Origin of the sequence: Limimaricola sp. AA108-03, assembly GCF_050847355.1 — a bacterium.
Lineage (GTDB): Bacteria > Pseudomonadota > Alphaproteobacteria > Rhodobacterales > Rhodobacteraceae > Limimaricola.
On record NZ_CP193755.1, the window covers coordinates 703,038 to 721,543 of the forward strand.

Annotated in this window: 18 protein-coding genes; 12 read left to right on the forward strand and 6 right to left on the reverse strand. The window is 67.2% G+C overall.

Features of this window, described 5'->3' with window-relative positions:
- Positions 1-108: 108 nt before the first annotated feature.
- Genes ACRAQ3_RS03505 through ACRAQ3_RS03515 form a run of 3 tightly spaced genes read left to right on the forward strand, consistent with a single transcriptional unit; the run spans position 109 to position 3,343 of the window.
- Entirely contained in the window at positions 109-588 is a 480-nt protein-coding gene (locus tag ACRAQ3_RS03505; RefSeq protein ID WP_085894430.1) for a (2Fe-2S)-binding protein, read from the forward strand.
- Positions 588-2,879 (forward strand): molybdopterin cofactor-binding domain-containing protein, encoded by a 2,292-nt coding sequence (locus ACRAQ3_RS03510; protein WP_432255699.1) that lies wholly within the window; start codon positions 588-590, stop codon positions 2,877-2,879. The genes ACRAQ3_RS03505 and ACRAQ3_RS03510 overlap by 1 nt, the downstream gene beginning before the upstream one ends.
- Positions 2,880-2,893: 14 nt before the next feature.
- A complete protein-coding gene (locus ACRAQ3_RS03515; RefSeq protein WP_269396423.1) occupies positions 2,894-3,343 on the forward strand; it encodes a hypothetical protein in 450 nt (149 codons plus the stop codon).
- 155 nt (positions 3,344-3,498) lie between these two features.
- Here the strand turns inward: ACRAQ3_RS03515 and ACRAQ3_RS03520 are convergent, their stop codons facing one another.
- Positions 3,499-4,551 carry a substrate-binding periplasmic protein gene (locus ACRAQ3_RS03520; RefSeq protein WP_269396424.1) on the reverse strand — a complete coding sequence of 351 codons (1,053 nt, stop codon included), beginning with the start codon at positions 4,549-4,551 and terminating at the stop codon, positions 3,499-3,501.
- 170 nt (positions 4,552-4,721) lie between these two features.
- On the opposite strand from ACRAQ3_RS03520, the gene ACRAQ3_RS03525 reads away from it, so the two are divergent.
- From ACRAQ3_RS03525 to ACRAQ3_RS03535, 3 genes are all read left to right on the forward strand, one after another.
- Positions 4,722-5,624 (forward strand): oxygenase MpaB family protein, encoded by a 903-nt coding sequence (locus ACRAQ3_RS03525; protein ID WP_432255700.1) that lies wholly within the window; start codon positions 4,722-4,724, stop codon positions 5,622-5,624.
- 121 nt (positions 5,625-5,745) lie between these two features.
- On the forward strand, positions 5,746-6,852 hold the full coding sequence (gene hppD, locus ACRAQ3_RS03530; protein WP_269396426.1) for a 4-hydroxyphenylpyruvate dioxygenase: 1,107 nt from the start codon (positions 5,746-5,748) through the stop codon (positions 6,850-6,852).
- 4 nt (positions 6,853-6,856) lie between these two features.
- Positions 6,857-7,222 (forward strand): Rieske (2Fe-2S) protein, encoded by a 366-nt coding sequence (locus ACRAQ3_RS03535; RefSeq protein ID WP_269396427.1) that lies wholly within the window; start codon positions 6,857-6,859, stop codon positions 7,220-7,222.
- Here the strand turns inward: ACRAQ3_RS03535 and ACRAQ3_RS03540 are convergent.
- Positions 7,219-7,752 (reverse strand): MarR family winged helix-turn-helix transcriptional regulator, encoded by a 534-nt coding sequence (locus tag ACRAQ3_RS03540; RefSeq protein WP_085894437.1) that lies wholly within the window; start codon positions 7,750-7,752, stop codon positions 7,219-7,221. The genes ACRAQ3_RS03535 and ACRAQ3_RS03540 overlap by 4 nt on opposite strands.
- Before the next feature lie 241 nt (positions 7,753-7,993).
- Between ACRAQ3_RS03540 and ACRAQ3_RS03545 the strand changes: the two genes are divergently transcribed.
- Genes ACRAQ3_RS03545 through ACRAQ3_RS03555 form a run of 3 tightly spaced genes read left to right on the forward strand, consistent with a single transcriptional unit; the run spans position 7,994 to position 10,168 of the window.
- Positions 7,994-8,761 carry an amino acid ABC transporter substrate-binding protein gene (locus ACRAQ3_RS03545; protein ID WP_269396428.1) on the forward strand — a complete coding sequence of 256 codons (768 nt, stop codon included), beginning with the start codon at positions 7,994-7,996 and terminating at the stop codon, positions 8,759-8,761.
- Positions 8,762-8,765: 4 nt separating this feature from the next.
- Entirely contained in the window at positions 8,766-9,440 is a 675-nt protein-coding gene (locus tag ACRAQ3_RS03550) for an amino acid ABC transporter permease (RefSeq protein ID WP_269396429.1), read from the forward strand.
- The gene (locus ACRAQ3_RS03555; protein WP_269396430.1) at positions 9,437-10,168 is read left to right on the forward strand and encodes an amino acid ABC transporter ATP-binding protein; all 732 of its coding nucleotides are present in this window, start codon (positions 9,437-9,439) and stop codon (positions 10,166-10,168) included. The genes ACRAQ3_RS03550 and ACRAQ3_RS03555 overlap by 4 nt, the downstream gene beginning before the upstream one ends.
- Positions 10,169-10,192: 24 nt before the next feature.
- Here the strand turns inward: ACRAQ3_RS03555 and ACRAQ3_RS03560 are convergent, their stop codons facing one another.
- On the reverse strand, positions 10,193-10,801 hold the full coding sequence (locus ACRAQ3_RS03560; RefSeq protein WP_085894441.1) for a response regulator transcription factor: 609 nt from the start codon (positions 10,799-10,801) through the stop codon (positions 10,193-10,195).
- Positions 10,802-11,056: 255 nt separating this feature from the next.
- Here ACRAQ3_RS03560 and ACRAQ3_RS03565 point away from each other — a divergent pair, with 255 nt between their 5' ends.
- Entirely contained in the window at positions 11,057-11,578 is a 522-nt protein-coding gene (locus ACRAQ3_RS03565) for an oxidoreductase (RefSeq protein ID WP_432255701.1), read from the forward strand.
- Positions 11,579-11,589: 11 nt separating this feature from the next.
- Positions 11,590-14,145, forward strand: coding sequence for an ATP-binding protein (locus ACRAQ3_RS03570; RefSeq protein WP_432255702.1), 2,556 nt, complete (start codon positions 11,590-11,592; stop codon positions 14,143-14,145).
- Positions 14,146-14,167: 22 nt separating this feature from the next.
- Here the strand turns inward: ACRAQ3_RS03570 and ACRAQ3_RS03575 are convergent, their stop codons facing one another.
- Positions 14,168-14,962, reverse strand: a complete 795-nt coding sequence (locus ACRAQ3_RS03575) for a lytic murein transglycosylase (RefSeq protein WP_432255703.1) — start codon at positions 14,960-14,962, stop codon at positions 14,168-14,170.
- A 102-nt stretch (positions 14,963-15,064) separates the two neighbouring features.
- On the opposite strand from ACRAQ3_RS03575, the gene ACRAQ3_RS03580 reads away from it, so the two are divergent.
- Entirely contained in the window at positions 15,065-16,168 is a 1,104-nt protein-coding gene (locus ACRAQ3_RS03580) for a S1C family serine protease (RefSeq protein ID WP_432255704.1), read from the forward strand.
- 1 nt (position 16,169) lies between these two features.
- On the opposite strand, the gene ACRAQ3_RS03585 is transcribed toward ACRAQ3_RS03580, so the two are convergent.
- Positions 16,170-16,565, reverse strand: coding sequence for a hypothetical protein (locus ACRAQ3_RS03585; protein ID WP_432255705.1), 396 nt, complete (start codon positions 16,563-16,565; stop codon positions 16,170-16,172).
- Positions 16,566-16,741: 176 nt separating this feature from the next.
- Positions 16,742-18,454 (reverse strand): methionine--tRNA ligase, encoded by a 1,713-nt coding sequence (gene metG, locus ACRAQ3_RS03590; protein ID WP_432255706.1) that lies wholly within the window; start codon positions 18,452-18,454, stop codon positions 16,742-16,744.
- Positions 18,455-18,506: the final 52 nt, after the last annotated feature.

Here is an 18,506-nt window from a genome sequence, read left to right on the forward strand (position 1 = left end):
AAAATCACGCCCGCCGACTGGACGGATGGCACTTGCGGGCCAGATGGCCCCCTCAGCGACATCCGGCAGAACGAGCCGCCGGGAGCCAAACGCACGGGAGACAACCGCATGGTCACATTAGTCATCAACGGCGAGGAGCGGCAGTTCGACGGCGATCAGGACACGCCGCTGCTGTGGGTCCTGCGCGACGAGATGGGGCTCACCGGGACCAAGTTCGGCTGCGGCATCGCGGCCTGCGGCGCCTGCACCGTGCATATCGACGGCGCGCCGTCCTTTGCCTGCGTGACGCCGATCGGCGTGCTCGAAGGCGCCGAGGTCACCACGATCGAGGGGCTGTCGGAGCAGGGTGACCATCCGGTGCAGGTGGCGTGGCGCGATCTCAACGTCGCGCAGTGCGGCTACTGCCAAGCCGGCCAGATCATGCAGGCCGCGGCTCTCGTCGACCAGTACGATACCGTCACGGACGAGGACATCGACGCGGTGATGAGCGCCAATCTCTGCCGATGCGGGACCTATCCGCGCATTCGCGCCGCCGTGAAGCAGGCCTCGGCGGCCAAGTCCGGCACTTCGGAAGCGGAGGCGCAGTGATGCGGAAGATGTCGATCACCAATGTGAGCCGCCGTGGACTTCTGGGGGGCATGGGCGCCGGAGCCTTCGTTCTGGCCGTGGGGCTGCCGCGCCCCGGACGGGCGCAGGAGGAAGAGCCGGAATTCGGCCGTGATGCCATGCCCAATGGATGGCGCGACGATCCGAAGATCTTCATCGCCATCGCCGAGGACGGCGTCGTCACCGTGACCTGCCACCGTCAGGAGATGGGGCAGGGCGTGCGCACCTCGATCGCCATGGTCGTGGCAGACGAGCTTGGCGCGGACTGGGAGAATGTCCGCGTCGACCAGGCGCCGGGCGACGAAGAGAAATACGGCAATCAGGACACCGACGGTTCGCGCAGCCTGCGGCATCACTTCATGCCGCTGCGCCGCGCCGGCGCCGCCGCGCGGACCATGCTGGAGCAGGCGGCGGCCGATCAGTGGGGCGTCGACGTCTCCGAGGTCAAGGCCGATGGCCACAAGGTGAGCCATGCGAACTCGGGCAAGTCGCTGGGCTATGGCGAGCTTGCCGCCGCGGCGATGGATCTCGAGGTGCCCGAGCGCGACAGCCTCGCGCTCAAGGACCCGTCCGAGTTCCGCTATATCGGTAAGGGCTCGATCGGTCTCGTCGACAACATGGATATCACCACCGGCAATACGACCTACGGGATCGACGTGAAGCGCGACGGCATGCTCCATGCCGTGGTCGCGCGCCCGCCGGTCTATGGCGGCAAGGTGGCCTCGCTCGACGACAGCGCGGCGCTCGCCATCGAGGGTGTCGAGAAGGTGGTGCAGATCGATCCGGCCGAGTTTCCGACCGAGTTCGCGCCGCTGGGCGGGGTCGCGGTGATCGCACGCAACACCTATCTCGCGATGAAGGGCCGCGACGCTCTGCAGATGGAGTGGGAGGATGGCCCCAACGCCGACTATGACAGCGAGTCCTACCGCGAGACCCTGTCACAGGCCGCGAATTCGCCGGGCGGCAAGGTGATCCGTGACGAGGGCGACTACGACGAGGCGGCATCCGGCGCGGCCCAGACCGTGGAGGCGGAATACTACGTCCCGCATCTGGCGCAGGCGCCGATGGAGCCACCGGCCGCGGTGGTCGAGATCAAGGACGGCAAGGCCGAGGCCTGGGCCTGCGTGCAGGCGCCGCAAGTGACGCGGCTCAGGCTGGCCGAGCGGCTCGGGCTGTCCGAGGACGCGGTCAAGGTGAACGTGACGCTGCTGGGCGGCGGCTTCGGCCGCAAGTCCAAGCCCGATTTCGTGCTGGAGGCGGGCATCCTCAGCCAGGCCATGGACGGCGCGCCGGTCAAGCTCACCTGGACCCGTGAGGACGATATCCACCACGGCTACTACCACACCGTCTCGGTCGAGAAGATGTCGGCCGGTCTCGACGAGAGCGGCAAGACCGTGGCCTGGCGGCATCGTACGGCGGCGCCGACCATCGGCTCGATCTTCGCGCCCGACCCGGCGCAGAAGCTGCCCTTCGAGCTTGGCATGGGCCTTCTCAACATGCCGCTGGCGGTCGAGAACATCCGCGCCGAGAACCCGCAGGCGCAGGCGCATGTGCGCATCGGCTGGTACCGCTCGGTCTCGAACATCCCGCATGCCTTCGCGATCCAGTCCTTCGCGGCCGAGCTCGCGGACGCGGCGGGGCGCGACCAGAAGGACTATCTGCTGGAGTTGATCGGGCCGCCGCGGCAGATCGACCCGACCAATCAGGGCGATGTCTGGAACTACGGCGAGAACCCGGATGTCTACCCGATCGATACCGGGCGCATGGCGGCGGTGGTCGAGGCGGCGGCAGAGGGCATCGAATGGGGTCGCGACATGCCCGAAGGGCAGGGCCTCGGCATCGCCGGGCATTACAGCTTCGTCTCCTATGTCGCGGTGGCGGCCGAGGTCGAGGTGGTCGACGGCCGGGTCACGGTGCCCCGCGTCTCGATCGCCATCGATTGCGGCGCGCATGTGAACCCCGACCGCATCCGCAGCCAGATGGAGGGCGCGGTGATCATGGGTGTCGGGCAGGCGCTGATGACCGAGGTGACCTTTGCCGAGGGGCGCGCGGTGCAGGACAACTTCGACAGCTACCTGATTCCGCGCATGGAAGAGGCGCCCAAGCGGATCGACGTGCATTTCGTCGGCAGCGACGCGGCCTATGACCGTCCGCTCGGCGGCGTCGGCGAACCGGGCCTGCCCCCTGTCGTGCCCGCGATCACCAACGCGGTCTTCGCGGCCACCGGCAAGCGCATCCGCCGCCTGCCGATCGCCGATCAACTGCGCAGCTGAAAGGGAGAGCCAGCGTGACGACATTCAGGACGACACTGGGGGCGGCCATCGCCGCCTCCCTGCTGGCGGGTCCCGCCCTCGCGCATGACTGCGCCGGGCGGATCGACGATTTCGAGCGACTGCTCGATCTCGCTGCCAAGGAGGCGATCTCCGCCTCGTCGAGCGGTCAGGCCGTGGCCGGCGCGCGCGAGGCGCAGGCGGTGCAGGACAGCGGTGCCGTATCGGACACCGAAGAGACCGGCACCGCACCCGATGCCGACGGCGAGGAGCCTGTGGTGCCGGTGCAGGACGAGGTCGAAGAAGCGGCGGCGGTCGAAGAGGCCGATGAATCCGGCAATGCCGGCGAAAACGTCATCGATGCCCGCACCGCGTTGCAGGAGGCGCGGGAGATGGCCGAAGAAGGCGATGAAGCGGCCTGTACCGAGGCGCTCGACGAGGTGATCGTCAAGGTCATCGCGAACTGATTTGGATCTCGTATCGGGGCCGTGTTTTCAAAGCCGCGCCCGGATACGGGGCCAACCGGACCGGTCATCGTACGGCCTCGCCGAACGGTCGATGATCCGGCATCGCTATCACGACATGCGAGGCCCGTCCCCTTCTCGGGGCGGGCCTTTTCCCTTCATTCGGGCAGGTAGCGCGCGACGAGGTTCCAGCCGCTCTCGCTGGTCAGCCGGGTCAGCAGCGCGCGGTTGAGCGGCTCGCGTAACTCCGAATCCTCTGGCAGTGCGATGCTCACGTAGTGCGGATCGAAATCCGTGCGCTGCACCTGCGTGTCGAAGGCGCCGTTCTCGGCGACCGTGGCCTGCAGCACCGGTCGTGCGGCGGCGACGGTGTCGACCTCCTCGGCCTGCATCGCGCGCAGCGCTTCGGCCACCGAGCCATAGCGGCGCAACTCCACGCCCTCCGCCTCCAGAAAGCTGGCGCTGGTACTGCCATCGACGACGCCGACACGCTGGTCATGGAACCGCTCGGGCAGTTCGACCGAGCTGCGCATGTCGGTGAGATTGACCACCGCTGCCGTCAGCGCCGCGCTGATCGCCAGCCCGCTCAGCATCCACAGCATCGCGACGACGCGCCCCGGCAGCGTGACCGGCGCCTTGTCGCCATAGCCGATGGTGGTCAGCGTGACCCCGGCCCACCAGAACCCGTCGCCAAGCCCCCTGAGCGGGCTTTTCGAGAATTGCTCGTCGTTGCGGCGCCGCTCGAGCAACCAGATCAGCGCGCCCACCACGAGCAGCACCGCGGAGATGCCGAGCACCAGCCGCAGGAATTGCCAGGTCAGGAACCCGTCCAGCACGCGCAGCAGCGCCGCGCGCTGCTGGACGGCCACGCCCATCGTCGCGGTATGCAGCGGGTGGCTGAAATCCATCGCCGTTTCGGCCGCGGGGGTCGCGTCCATCGCCAGCACCGCGTCGACGCGGTCGTTCGAGAGCGCCTCGGCCGCGGCTTCGGGCGCGATGTCGCGAAATTCGTAACGCCAGCCTTCGCCCTCGGCGGTCAGCCGCCACAGGTCGACGGCGAGGCCGAGCCACGCCCCGTCATTGGTGCGACTGGCATAGGGCGGGCGCTCGAACACGCCGATCACCAGCGGCTCCGAGGGCGTCGCGGCGCTTTGCGCAAAGGCAGCGGTGCCGGTCAGGATCAGCATCAGGAGCGTGGCAAGGACTCTCATCGGGCATGTCTCCGCAGCGGGGCGTCCGGCGCGACGGCCGGCGTTCATGCAGGCCCATCGGTCGAGCGCCGGGTTCGGTTCCGGCGCGATTGTGGCCCGGCCGGCGCGGGGCTAGCCTCGTGCCGTGGCGCGTGACGAGCGCGCCCCGCCCTGATTGCCTTGGGATTTGCATGAAAAGCCTTTGCCCCGAAGACCGGATTCCCGCGCTGTCGCCCGAGCGCGATTTCGAGGAGATCGCGCGGTTGCTGACCACCTGCGCCTTCGCCTGGGACATCGAACGGGCGCTCGAATTCGCGCTGTTTCGCACCTATGCCATCCCTTCGATCTCGGGACTACTGGATCGCACCGGCGAGTTCGGACGCGGCGCCGAGAAGCGCTACGACGACACCGAGCTGCTGCTGTCGGAGCCCTTGGAGAACGGGCTCGATAGCCCGCGCGGCCGCGCGGCGATCGGGCGCATCAACGAGATGCATGGCTGCTACCGGATCTCGAACGAGGACATGCTTTATGTGCTCGGCACCTTCGTGCTCGAGCCTGTCCGCTGGCTCGAGCGCTTCGGACGGAGGAGCATGACGACCCCGGAGCGGCAGGCCTGGACCAACTACTACCGAGGCTTGGGGACGCGCATGGGGATTGCGGACATTCCTACCGATTTCGATGCCTTCGCTGCAATGAATGCCGATTACGAAAGGCGCTACATGCGTTTCGCGTCGAGCAACCGGGCGGTGGGCGAGGCAACGCTAGATCTTCTGCTGGGCTTTTACCTGCCGCGCCCGCTGTTCCGGCTGGGACGGCCCATGGCGCTGTCGCTGATGGACGCGCCACTGCTCGACGCGATGGGCTTCGCGCCGCCCCCGGGGTGGTTGCGGCGTGGCGTGCTGGGGGCGATGCGGCTGCGCGCCGGGATCCTGCGGCTGCTGCCTAGGCGCCGTCGCCCGCGCCTCGTCACGGCGCGGTTTCGGCGCGGCTATCCGCAGGGCTACGAGATTGCGGAGCTGGGCACTTGGCCCAGGTCAGGGGGCTGCGCCGGGCAGCGGCGGGCAGGGGATGTGCGGCCGCAACCTGAATGTTGACGACGCACCATATGCGGCGCTAATCCTGCGGCGTGGCGACGAGATCCGCCACCCCGCGGGCCGGGCATTCCTGGACAGCATGGTGGGGCACGCAACCCATGCGCTCATCAAGGAGGACCCCATGGGACCGTTTCCGCATGACGCGCCGAAGGCCAAGATCGACGAGGTGAACAAGGCCGGGACCGACGGCTTCGAATTCGTCGAGTTCGCGCATCCCGAGCAGGGCAGGCTCGAGGCCCTGTTCGAAAGCATGGGCTACGAGGAGGTGGCGCGGCACAGGACCAAGGACATCTCGCTCTATCGGCAGGGAAACATCAACTATCTCGTCAACCGCGAGGCCGGCAGCCACGCTGCGCAGTTCGTGGCCGAGCACGGCCCTTGCGCTCCCGCGATGGCCTGGCGCGTGGTCGATGCGCAGCACGCGCTGAAATGTGCGCTCGATTACGGCGCCGAGGAATACACCGGCCCGGGCAAGTCGCTCGACGTGCCGGCGGTGATCGGCATCGGCGGCTCGCTTCTGTATTTCATCGAGACCTATGGCGAGACGGGCTCCTGCTACGAGGCCGAGTTCGACTGGCTGGGCGAGCCCGATCCGAAACCCGAAGGAGCGGGATTCTACTATCTCGACCACCTCACCCACAACGTCGAGCGCGGCAACATGTCGACCTGGTACGATTTCTACGCCAAGGCCTTCAACTTCCGCGAAATCCGCTTCTTTGATATCAAGGGCAAGCAGACCGGGCTGACCTCGCGCGCCTTGACCTCGCCGGATGGCAAGATCCGCATCCCGATCAACGAGAGCGCCGACGAGAACAGCCAGATCGAGGAGTATCTGCGCGAATACAAAGGCGAGGGCATCCAGCACATCGCGGTCGGTACCGAGGACATCTATGCCGCCACCGACCGGATCTCGGAGAAGGGCATCGAATTCATGCCGCCGCCACCCGCGACCTATTACGACATGAGCCACGACCGGGTGACCGGCCATGAAGAGCCGATCGAAAAGCTCAAGAAGCACGGCATCCTGATTGATGGGGAAGGCGTGGTGGATGGCGGCCATACCCGCATCCTGCTGCAGATCTTCTCGAAGACGGTGATCGGACCGATCTTCTTCGAGTTCATCCAGCGCAAGGGCGATGACGGCTTCGGCGAGGGCAACTTCAAGGCGTTGTTCGAGTCGATCGAGGCCGACCAGATCCAGCGCGGCGTGCTCAAGGCCGAGGCCTGAGGCGATGGGCGCGCGCGACTGGCGCGATCTGCCGCGCGCGCCCGCGCCCGGCGCTCCCGTCTGTACCGCCGGAGCACTTGCAGAGCCGGGCACGCTCGGTCTCGATCTTGACGGCTTCCCCCTGCTTCTGGTGCGGACGGGGATCGGATTGTTCGGCTATTTCAACGCCTGTCCACATCAGCACCTGCCGCTCGACTGGCGTGGCGGGCGGGTGCTCTCGGCCGATGAGCGGCTGCTGCGCTGCTCGAACCACGCCGCCGGCTTCGATGCTGCGACAGGGCAGGGGGTGGAAGGTCTGGGTCAGGGCTGCGCGCTGATCCCGGTGCCGGTCGAGGAGACGGGCGGCGAGATCCGTATCGGATCGACCTAGCCGGTCGCGTCGCTGCCCGGCCGCAGCGCCACGGGGGCCGCATCGGGCGCTTCCAGCGTTTCCGCGAGATAGCGGGTGATCTTGTCGACCGCGCTGTTCAGCCCACGCAGCTCCTCGGCATCCAGAAGCTCCTCGAACACCTTCTGGCGCTCCAGCAGGCCCGGCTCGAAGGTGCCCAACGCCTCCTGCCCGGTGGCCGAGAGCCGAAGCAGCCTGCGGCGGCGATTGGCGCCGTCGCTGCGTTGCTCCAGCAGCCCCTGCGCCAGGAGGTCCGACACCGAGCGGCTGATCTGCGCCCGGTCGATCACCATCAGCCGGCTCAGATCCGCCGCGGTGGTTTCGCCGAAAATGCCCAGCACCATCAGGATGCGGTACGAGGTGAGGCCGGTGCCATGCACCGCGAGCTGTCGCGCCGCATGGGTGTCGAGCAGCTTCGACAACCGGCTGATCCGAAACGACAGGCGCCGTTCCAGCTCGGCCAGGGCCCTGAGCCGATCGGCCATGCGCTGCGGGTCGTCCATCAGGGCCATGTCGCGGTCTTTCCGGTGCTGCCGAGGCGATGGGTTTGGATACCAGAGCGGCCCTCGCGCGACAATCGGCGGGGTCGGGAGCCCGCGAGGTGGCGGACAGCGTTCCGCCCGAAACGGCCCAAAGATGATAACGTTTCGCCACCGCGTCGCGTGCAGAACGCCCGATCCTTATTGCGAAACTCCATTGATCCTTCCCCGCCCGGCGCATTACCTCCCTCGCTCAAACCGAAAGGACACCGCCATGCTGAAACAGTTCGCTTTCGCAAGCCTCGCCGCCACCTCGATCGCCTCCACGGCCGCCGCCCAGTCCGAGGGCGAAGGCACGCTGCGGGTCGGCATGTCGGGTGGCTATTTCCCCTTCACCTTCGTCGAGCAGGACGTGCTGCAGGGCTTCGAGGTCGACGTGATGGATGCGGTGGCCGAGGAGACCGGGCTCGAGGTCGAATACGTCACCATGTCCTTTTCGGGCCTCGTCGGCGCGCTGGAATCGAACCGCATCGACACCATCGCCAACCAGATCACCATCACGCCCGAGCGCGAGGCGAAGTTCGTCTTCACGCAGCCCTACGTCTATGACGGCGCGCAGGTGGTGGTGAAGGCCGGCAACGAGGACGAGATCACCGGCCCCGAGGATCTCAAGGGCCGCTCGGTCGCGGTCAATCTGGGCTCCAACTTCGAGCAGCTTCTCAACGAGCTGCCCTATGCCGACGAGATCGACATCCGCACCTATGAGAGCAATATCGAGCAGGACACGGCGCTGGGCCGGGTCGACGCCTTCGTGATGGACCGCGTTTCCTCGGCGCAGGTGATCAAGGAAAGCCCGCTGCCGCTGGCGCTGGCCGGGCAGCCCTTCTCGGAGATCCGCAACGCGCTGCCGTTCCGTGACGACGAGGAAGGCCGCGCGCTTCGCGACCGCATCGACGCGGCGCTGAGCGATCTGCGCGAGGACGGCACGCTTGCCGAGATCTCGCAGAAGTGGTTCGACGCCGACATCACTTCGGCGGAGTAAACTTATGCGGGCGCTCGATCTCGACTACATGCTGGGTCTGGTGCCCGTGATCCTCGGCTATGTGCCGCTGACGCTGGGCATGGCGCTCGCCGCCATGGCCTTCGCGCTGGTGCTGGCGTCCCTGATGGCGGTCGAGCGCGTGGTGAAGGTGCCCGTGCTCGACAGCTTCGTGAAGCTGTTCATCAGCTTCTTCCGCGGCACGCCGCTCCTGGTACAGCTGTTCCTGTTCTATTACGGGCTGCCGCAGGTGGTCTCGGCGCTGGCACAGATCAACGGCGTCACCGCCGCGATCATGGGGCTGACGCTGCACTTCTCGGCCTACATGGCCGAGAGCATCCGCGCCGCGATCCTTGGCGTCGATCGCAGCCAGTGGGAGGCGAGCCAAGCGGTGGGGATGACGCAGGGCCAGATGATGGCGCGCATCGTGCTGCCGCAGGCCGCACGCGTCGCGGCGCCGACTCTGGTCAACTACTTCATCGACATGATCAAGGGCACCTCGCTGGCCTTTACCTTGGGCGTGACCGAGATGATGGGTGCCACGCAGAAGGAGGCGGCGGGCTCGTTCCTCTACTTCGAGGCGTTCCTCGTGGTGGCGGTGCTCTACTGGATCATCGTCGAGGCGCTGTCGCTGCTGCAGCGGGGCGTCGAGATCCGTCTCAACAGGGCCTATGCGCGATGATCGAGATTTCGGGACTGACCAAGAATTTCGGCGGCACGCCGGTATTGAACCGCATCGACCTGTCCGTCGCACCGGGTGAGCGGATCGTGGTGATCGGGCCTTCGGGGACCGGCAAGTCGACGTTGCTGCGCTGCCTCAACTTCCTCGACCGGCCCGATGCCGGGACGATCCGGCTGAACGGCATGACGGTGGATGCCGCGAAGGCCACCAAGGCCGAGATCCTCGCGGTGCGCCGCCGCACCGCCTTCGTGTTCCAGAACTATGCGCTCTTCGCCAACAAGACCGCGCGGCAGAACATCACCGAGGCGCTGGTCACGGTGCAGAAGCGTCCGCGCGCCGAGGCCGAGGCGCGCGCCGACGAAATCCTGCGCGAGATCGGCCTCGCGGAGAAGGCGGGCAGCTATCCGGCCGCGCTCTCGGGCGGGCAGCAGCAGCGCGTGGGCATCGGCCGGGCGATGGCGCTCGACGCCGAATTGATGCTGTTCGACGAGCCGACCTCGGCGCTCGATCCCGAATGGGTGGGCGAGGTGCTCGACCTGATGCGCAAGGTGGCGCAGGCGCGCCAGACCATGCTGATCGTCACCCACGAGATGCAGTTCGCGCGCGAGATCGCCGACCGGGTGATCTTCATGGAAGGCGGGCGCATCGTCGAGCAGGGGCCGCCGAGCCAGATCTTCGACGCCCCTCAGGACCCGCGCACCCGCGACTTCCTGCGTCGGGTCGGCTGAGCGTACAGGGGACGAACCGGCGGCTCAGACCATTTCCTGGTCGCGGGCCATCATCGCCGCCTGGGTGCGGTTCTTCGCGCCCATCTTGCGGCAGAGCGTCTTGACGTGCAGCTTGACCGTGACCTCCTGGATGTCGTGGTCGAGCGCGATCTCCTTGTTCGACTGACCTTTCTTGATGCCTTCGAGCACCTGCCGCTCGCGCGGGGTCAGATGCGCCAGGGCCGGGTTCTCGGTCTCCTTGGCGGTCATGAAGTCGATCGGCACATAGGTTTCGCCCATGGTCATGAAGCGCACGGCGTTGCTCATCGACCGGGCCGACATGGTCTTGGGCAGGAAGCCCGCGGCACCGGCGGCCAGCGCCTCTTCGGCTATCGTCTTGTCCGCGGTGCCCGAGATGAGCGCCACCGGCTTGCCCTGCGACGCTTCGAGTGCCGCATGCAGCCCTTCGAGCCCGCGCATTCCCGGCATCCGGTAGTCGAGCAGCACCAGATCGAACGCACCGCTGCGGGCGATCTCGGCCATCGCATCGTCGAAGCTCGAGCTCTGCACCACCTTCGCGCCGCAATCGCGCTCGAGATAGGCGGCCATCATTTCGCGTACGAGGTCGTGGTCGTCGGCAATCAGGATACGCATATCCGTCCTCTCGGTTTCATCTTGAACGTCTGGGCCGGCGCGAGACGGCGGTGAGGTTAGCATACTGAGGATCGTTAAGTAGCGAAATGGGCGAATCCGAGGCGCCAGATACCCATGGCCGAGTGTATACCCTTTATTGGGGCATTGCTGCCACGCTTGGATATTGCTCGGCGAAAGGGATTCGCAATATGCGTGCAGATCGCGCATTCTGCACACGGTCGCACTGGCCATAACCGGATCGGGAAAGGGGTCGATATGAATCAAGCCATCAAGAGCGCCCTCACCGGGCTGAGCTTGGCCACTGTAGCAACTTACGCGAGCTCGACAGAGCTTCAAGACCCGTTTTATGTGGAGCCCGGCGTGCTGCAGGTGGGGCAGGAGGACGAAGGGCTCGTCTCCTTCGATCTCGAGGCGCTCGATGCGCTGCCGCAGGTCAGCTTCGAGACGAGCACCATCTGGACCGACGGCAGCAGCCTCTATTCCGGTGTATCGGTCGCGACGCTGCTCGAAGAAGCCGGGATGGGCGAGATGATGGAGCAGAGCGGCGCGACGCTGGAGCTGGTCGCCCTTAATGATTACCGGGTGCAGATCCCGATCGAGGATATCGGCGACGAGCTGCCGATCGTGGCCACCCGGATCGACGGCGAGACCGTTTCGATCCGAGAGAAGGGCCCCTACTGGCTGATCTATCCCTTTGATCGCGCGGCGGAGTACCGCACCGAGGAAACCTACAAGCGCAGCATCTGGCAGCTGGCGCAGATGATCGTGCTGGAGTGAGCGCGGGCGGCGTGAACATCCCCAAGCCATTCGCCGGGAGATCGACGCCCCGGCTGAACGTCCGCAGCGGCCTTGGCTTTGCGGCGGCGATCCTGCTGACGCTGGTGCTGTCGCTGGGCTGGATTCTCGGCCGGCAGATCCGTGACCTCGAAACCGCGGGCATCGACAACACCCAGTGGACCCTCGCCCAGCTCGAGCTCGAGACCGCGATCTTCGCGCGGGACGTGATCGCCGCGGCACAGGGCGTGCGCGGCAATGCCAGCGGGCTGCAGCTGCGCTTCGACATTCTGCTGAGCCGGCTCGGTCTGGTGCGCAGCGGCGAGATCGGCCGCGCGCTGTCCGTGCATGAGGGGGTGCCGGAACTGCTGGAGGCTGTCGATGATTACGCCGACCGGGTCGACGCGCTGTTCGCCAACGGGGCAAGCGTCGCCGATCTGGAGGCGATCTATCGAGAAACTCTCGACATTCAGCCGGTGATGCGGGAGCTGTCGCTCAACGGTCTTGATGTTCTTGCCGAGGATGCGGAGGCCTACCGTCACCAGGTGCGCCGCCAGGCCGAGCTGACCGCGCTGGCCGGGGGGCTGCTGCTGATCCTGCTCGGGGCGCTCTTGCGGCTGATCGACGTGCAGCGGCGGCGCGTGATGGACCGCGATCGGGTGCTGTCGCGCACCGCCGAGCGGCTCAACTCGGTCATCGGCAACTCGCTCGATGCGATCGTGGTGGCCGACGAACAGGGCCGGATCGTCGATTTCAACCCCGCCGCCGAGGAGATGTTCGGCTGGCGCAAGGACGAGATCCTGAACCAGAACGTCCGCGAAACGCTGGTGACGGCGGAGCGGCGCCAGATCTTCGACGAGCGGCTTCGCAACTTCGCAGCGAAGGGGCACGAGTATCTGATCGATGCGGGGCGGGTCGAACTCGTCGCCCGGCGGCGCAGTGGCGAGATCTTTCCGATCGAGGCGGTGATCACCCATGTCGATGGGCCGGATGCGCCGGTCTTCATCGGTTATCTGCGCGACATCACCGAGCTCAAGGCCAGTCAGGAGCGATTGATCGCCGCGCGCGATACCGCCGAGCGGGCGGACCGGGCGAAGTCGCGCTTCCTGTCGGTGATGAGCCACGAGATGCGCACTCCCCTCAATGGCATCATGGGGGTGCTGGACCTGCTGAACACCTCGACCCTTTCGGCCGAACAGCGCCAACAGGTCGGGATCGCCTTGGCCTCGGCCGAGATCCTGCTGCAGCTGGTGAACGAATCGCTGGACATCACCCGGATCGAGACCGGCGAAGAGGTGATTGAAACCGTGCCTTTCGCGCCGGGCCCGATGCTGCATCGGCTGTTGTCGGTGCTGCGGCCTCTGGCGGCGGAAAAGGACCTGCCGCTCGAACTCGTGGCCGAGGAGGCGGATCTCGGTCAATGGTACGAGGGCGATCCGAACCGCGTGGCGCAGGTCGTCACCAACCTGATCGGCAACGCCATCAAGTTCACCGAGCGCGGCTCGATCACCGTGACGCTCCAGCTCGAGGAGGGCGCGGTCGAGATCGGGGTGCACGATACCGGCATCGGCATCGCGCCGGAGGATATCGAACGGGTCTTCACCGAATTCGTGATCCGTGCCCGCCCCGAGGGGCGGCAGGGGCGCTCGGACGGTCTGGGGCTCGCGATCTCGCGGCGGTTGGCCCGGTTGATGTCGGGCGACATCACGGTCGAGAGCACGCCCGGCAAGGGCAGCAGCTTCTACCTGCAGCTACCGCTGAAGAGCGTCGCGGCCCCGATCGAGGCGCCCGAGCCCCAAGCCGTGATCCCGGCCGCGCCCGGCACCAGCCTGTCGGTGCTGGTGGTCGAGGACAACGCCGTGAACCGCATGGTGCTGCGCGGCATGCTGCAACAATTCGGGCACGAGATCACCGAGGCGCCGAACGGCGCCGAAGGCGTGGCACTGCTGCGCGAGGAGTGCTTCGATCTGGTGCTGATGGACTTCGAGATGCCGGTGTTGGGCGGCATCGACGCGACGCGCGAGATCCGCGAATTCCTGCCGGACCGGAACGAGCCCCGGATCATCGGGCTGACGGCGCATGGTTCGGCCGAGGCGCGACTCGCAGGTATCGCGGCGGGGATGAACGAAGTCTATGCAAAGCCGCTGCGTCTGCCGGTGCTGCGCAAGATCCTCGCCAGCCTCGTCGAGGACCCGCCATCGCCACCGCCGGCAAAAGCGAGCGATACGGCGGACATCGACACCGACGCCTTCGATGAAATGCTCGACATGCTCGGACCGGAGCGGGTGAGCCGCGCGCTCGACAGCTTCAGCAGCGAGTGGCGCGAGGCGAGCGCTCGGCTCACCTCCCCGCCCCAGGATGCCGATGGCGAAAACGCGGTGGGCATTCTGCACAAGCTGCGGGGGGGTGCTGCGATGCTCGGGCTCTTCGGTCCCGCGGAGATGCTGGGCGCGCTGGAACTGCGCGCGCCCACGCATCTGGCCCCCGAAGAGGTCGCGGAGTTGGAAGATCAGGTGTCCGGAGCGCTCGCGGCGGCACGGTCCCGGATCGAGGCGCGGGTCGAGGCCTGAGCCCCGCCCGCGCCGCAAGGCCCTAGCCTTGGATGCGCGCCGCCATGAGCGCGATCGCCTTCTGATAGACGCCCGCCGCGTTCCATTCCTGGATCACCCGGAAATTTGGCTGCCCCTCCTGATAGCCGGCGCCCGGCTGCCAGCCCTTCTGCCGAAGGTAGTTGGCGGTGGAGGCCATGGCGTCGGTCAGGTTTGTGAGGTCGACGCGGCCATTGCCGTCGCCATCCACGCCATAGCGCAGGATGTTGCCCGGCAGGAACTGCGTATGGCCCAGCTCGCCATGCATCGCGCCGATCGAACCGGGCGAAACCGCGCCGCGATCCACCAGCATCAGCGCCGCCAGCGCGTGCTGCGAGAAGAAATCCGAGCGGCGGCAGTCATAGGCCAGCGTCGCGATCGCCGAAAGCACGTTGCTGTCGCCCATGAAATTGCCAAAGCCGGTTTCCATGCCGTGGATCGCGATCAGCACGCCCGCGGGCACGCCGTACTGGCTCTCGAGGCTCTGCCAGAAGCCGGGATTGGAGGCGAGCTTCTGGCGCCCCTGCGCGACGATCGTATCGGCGCCACGCACCTGCATGAACTTGTCGAGCGAATAGTCGAAGCTCTTTTGATTGCGGTCGGCATTGATGGTCCGCTGGGCGTAGCTGGTCTGGGACAGCGCGTTCAGCCCGGCCTGACCCACGCCCTGCGCGGCGGCCTCGGCAGCGAATTCCTGCTTCCAGCGTTCGAAACCCAAGGCGTCGTTGCCGCAGGTGGCGGCTGCTGCGCTGGAGGCGCCGAGGCCCAGCGCGAGAAGGGTGGAAAGCACGTATCGCAAAGGGTAACTCCCGTGAAAATGGCTTCGGCCGCTTGGCGGCCGGGATCACCGCTCCACCTAGCACGAGCCGATGGAGCGGCAATATCGAGCGAAGGAGCGAGCATGCGCGCCAGCCTTGCCGGGGTGGCATTTGCCCTGATGTTGATCGCGGCCTTTCTGGCCGGACGCTATGCCGTCGAGACGGAAGCCTCGCCGCCGGAGACAGAGCCGCTGCCGCCGGGCCCGGCCAGCCTCGAGATCGAGGAGGCGCGTACCATCGCGGTGTTCCGCGCCGCGCGCGACAGCGTCGTGGCGATCACTACCTCGACCCGCATCATCGATCCGTTCACCCGGCGGACCGGCGAGACGCAACTCGGCTCGGGCTCGGGTTTCGTCTGGGACGCACAAGGGCATGTCGTCACCAATGACCACGTGATCCAGGGCGCGAGCCGTGCATTGGTGCAGCTTGCCGATGGCCGCTCGCTCGAGGCGCAGGTGGTGGGCCGCGCTCCGAGCCATGACCTCGCGGTGCTGCGCATCAGGGGCGATGCGCTGCCCGCCCCTCTGCCGCGCCCGGAGCCGGGGGAGGGCGGTCTGGAGGTCGGCCAGTCGGTGCTGGCGATCGGCAACCCCTTCGGGCTGGACTGGACGCTGACCACCGGCATCGTCTCGGCGTTGGACCGCGACCTGCCCGGCGAGGCGGGGCGCGCGATCAGCGGGCTGATCCAGACCGATGCGGCGATTAATCCGGGCAATTCGGGCGGGCCGCTGCTCGATGCGCGCGGGCGGCTGGTCGGCGTAAACACCGCGATCTACAGCCCCTCCGGCGCCAGCGCCGGGATCGGTTTCGCGGTGCCGGTCTCGACCGTGGCGCGGGTGGTGCCGCAGCTGATAGAGACCGGGCGCTACAGCCCGCCCTCGCTGGGGCTGGGCTTCGATGCGCGGATCAACGCGGCGGTGAACCGGCAGGGTCTCCCGGGGGCTCTCGTTCTCGACGTGGCGCCGGGCTCGGAGGCGGCGCGCGCCGGGGTCCAACCGGCGCGGGTCGCACGCGGCCGGCTGCTGCCGGGCGACGTGGTGATCGCGCTCGACGGCGAAGAGGTCGAGGGGCTCGACGATCTTCTGGCGCTGGTCGACCGGCATCGGCCGGGTGACAGCGTGACGCTGACCCTGCTGCGCGACGGCCGTCGCCGCGAGTTGACGCTGGAGTTGCGGCCGGGGCGCTAGATCAGCTGTCGTCCATGCCCAGGCTGGCCCCTAGCGCCGCCGCGCAAAGCCCCGCCAGGGCCAGCGTGCCGAGCACGAGGTCACCATTACCGACCGGCGTCAGCGCCGACAGACCCGGGATCGCGCGATCGACCGCGCCGGGCGCGAAGATCGCGCTCGCGGCGACCGCGACAAGCAGCAGCGCCCAGACCCCGACGCCGTGCAGCGCCGCGACCCGGCGGCGCGTGGCCCCCGACAGCGCGGCGGCGCTCCAGCCCGCCGCGAACAGCGTCGGCAACGTCAGCAGCGCGGGCCACAGCCCGCCCGGCTCCGGCAGCGTCCCGGCAAGGCCGCGCCACAAAAGCATCAATGGCACCATCAGGCCGAGGCCGATCAGGCCACCCGTCAAGATCGCCATCCCGGCGATTCGGGTCGTCCCGGCGTTAAGAACGGACGAGGAAAGGGTCCCGCGGGTGGACGGGATACGATGAAAAGGCTGGGTCATGGTAAACTCCCTTGCTGCGCGGCCAGTCTAGCGCAACTCTCGGGAAATCGATCCAGTCCGGATGTATAAGGTGCCGGGGTTTTTTCTCCTCAGCTCCGGATTCCGGCGAAACGCGCGTGCCAGTCGGTGCGCTCCTCGTCGGTGATCTTGCGGAAGGTCACGTCCGGCACCGCGAAGCCATGTCCCACCGGCAGTACCGACAGCGCCTCGGCCACGTTCCCGGGCCAGGCGTCGTCATCGATCTTCATCGCCTCCATCAACTGCGCGCTGGCATCGGGGATGAAGGGTGCGGACAGCACCGCGTAGAGCCGGATCAGGTTGAGCGCGAGACGGATCTGCATCGCCGCCGCTTCGGGATCGGTCTTGAAGCTGGCCCAAGGCGCGGCGTCCTGCAGGTATTCGTTGCCCGCGACCCAGATCGCGCGCAGCTCGGCCGCAGCCTTGCGCACCTCGATCGCGTCCATGTGCCCCTCATAGGCGCGCACCCGGCGCTCCAGATCGGCGATCAGCGCCAATTCGCGCTCGCCATGGGCACCGCCTGCCGGCACCTCCTCGCCGAACTTGGAGCGGCAGAACTTGGTGACTCGGCTGACGAAGTTGCCGAGCACGTCGGCGAGATCCTTGTTCACCGACTGCTGGAAGTTCTCCCAAGTGAACTCGGCATCCGAGCTTTCGGGCGCGTGGCTCAGCAGCCACCAGCGCCAGTAGTCGGCGGGCAGCACCTCAAGCGCCTGATCCATGAACACGCCGCGCCCGCGCGAGGTCGAGAACTGGCCGCCATCATAGTTCAGGTAGTTGAACGACTTGATGTAATCGACGAGCTTCCACGGCTCGCCCGAGCCGAGGATCGTCGCGGGGAAGGACAGGGTGTGGAACGGCACGTTGTCCTTGCCCATGAACTGCGTGTAGCGCACGTCGTCGGCGCCCTTGTCGGTGCGCCACCAGCGCTCCCAATCCTCGCCCTTGCCCGCATCGACCCATTCCTGGGCGCAGGCGATGTATTCGATCGGCGCGTCGAACCAGACGTAGAAGACCTTGCCCTCCATGCCCGGCCACTCGGCCTCGCCCTTCCGGACCGGGATGCCCCAGTCGAGATCGCGGGTGATGCCGCGATCCTGCAACCCGTCGCCGTCATTGAGCCACTTGCGGGCGATCGAGGTGGTCAGCACCGGCCAGTCGGTCTTACTGTCGATCCAGTCCGACAGCTCGCCACGCATCTTCGACTGGCGCAGGTAGAGATGCTTGGTCTCGCGCGGCTCCAGATCGGTGGAGCCGGAGATCACCGAGCGCGGTTCGATCAGGTCGATGGGGTCGAGTTGCTTGGTGCAGTTGTCGCACTGGTCGCCGCGCGCGCTCTCGAAGCCGCAATTGGGGCAGGTGCCCTCGATGTAGCGGTCGGGCAGGTAGCGGCCGTCGGCCTTGGAGTAAATCTGGGTCTCGACCCGCTCCTCGATCAGCCCGGCCTCGTCGAGACGCGCGGCGAAGGCCTGGGTCAGACGATGGTTCTGCGGGCTGGAGGAGCGGCCGAAATGGTCGAAGGAGAGCCGGAAGCCCCGCGCGATCTCGGCCTGCGTCTCGTGCATTTCGGCGCAGTACTCGGCCACCGGCTTGCCGGCCTTGGCGGCGGCCAGCTCGGCCGGGGTGCCGTGCTCGTCGGTGGCGCAGAGAAACAGCACCTCGTGACCGCGCCCGCGCTGGTAGCGGGCGAAGAGGTCGGCGGGAAGCTGGCTGCCCACCAGGTTGCCCAGATGCTTGATCCCGTTGATGTAGGGGATGGCCGAGGTGATGAGATGCCGTGCCATGCTGTGCTGCCGTCCTTCGATGCGTCCGGGGCCCCATGTAGCGATCCCGCCC

Bases quoted from the DNA above. Each gene is read 5' to 3' on its own strand.
- ACRAQ3_RS03505 (WP_085894430.1), top strand. From the start codon at position 109: ATGGTCACATTAGTCATCAACGGCGAGGAGCGGCAGTTCGACGGCGAT.
- ACRAQ3_RS03510 (WP_432255699.1), top strand. From the start codon at position 588: ATGCGGAAGATGTCGATCACCAATGTGAGCCGCCGTGGACTTCTGGGG.
- ACRAQ3_RS03520 (WP_269396424.1), bottom strand. From the start codon at position 4,551: ATGAGAGTCCTTGCCACGCTCCTGATGCTGATCCTGACCGGCACCGCT.
- ACRAQ3_RS03525 (WP_432255700.1), top strand. From the start codon at position 4,722: ATGAAAAGCCTTTGCCCCGAAGACCGGATTCCCGCGCTGTCGCCCGAG.
- hppD (WP_269396426.1), top strand. From the start codon at position 5,746: ATGGGACCGTTTCCGCATGACGCGCCGAAGGCCAAGATCGACGAGGTG.
- ACRAQ3_RS03535 (WP_269396427.1), top strand. From the start codon at position 6,857: ATGGGCGCGCGCGACTGGCGCGATCTGCCGCGCGCGCCCGCGCCCGGC.
- ACRAQ3_RS03540 (WP_085894437.1), bottom strand. From the start codon at position 7,752: ATGGCCCTGATGGACGACCCGCAGCGCATGGCCGATCGGCTCAGGGCC.
- ACRAQ3_RS03545 (WP_269396428.1), top strand. From the start codon at position 7,994: ATGCTGAAACAGTTCGCTTTCGCAAGCCTCGCCGCCACCTCGATCGCC.
- ACRAQ3_RS03550 (WP_269396429.1), top strand. From the start codon at position 8,766: ATGCGGGCGCTCGATCTCGACTACATGCTGGGTCTGGTGCCCGTGATC.
- ACRAQ3_RS03555 (WP_269396430.1), top strand. From the start codon at position 9,437: ATGATCGAGATTTCGGGACTGACCAAGAATTTCGGCGGCACGCCGGTA.
- ACRAQ3_RS03560 (WP_085894441.1), bottom strand. From the start codon at position 10,801: ATGCGTATCCTGATTGCCGACGACCACGACCTCGTACGCGAAATGATG.
- ACRAQ3_RS03565 (WP_432255701.1), top strand. From the start codon at position 11,057: ATGAATCAAGCCATCAAGAGCGCCCTCACCGGGCTGAGCTTGGCCACT.
- ACRAQ3_RS03580 (WP_432255704.1), top strand. From the start codon at position 15,065: ATGCGCGCCAGCCTTGCCGGGGTGGCATTTGCCCTGATGTTGATCGCG.
- ACRAQ3_RS03585 (WP_432255705.1), bottom strand. From the start codon at position 16,565: ATGGCGATCTTGACGGGTGGCCTGATCGGCCTCGGCCTGATGGTGCCA.
- metG (WP_432255706.1), bottom strand. From the start codon at position 18,454: ATGGCACGGCATCTCATCACCTCGGCCATCCCCTACATCAACGGGATC.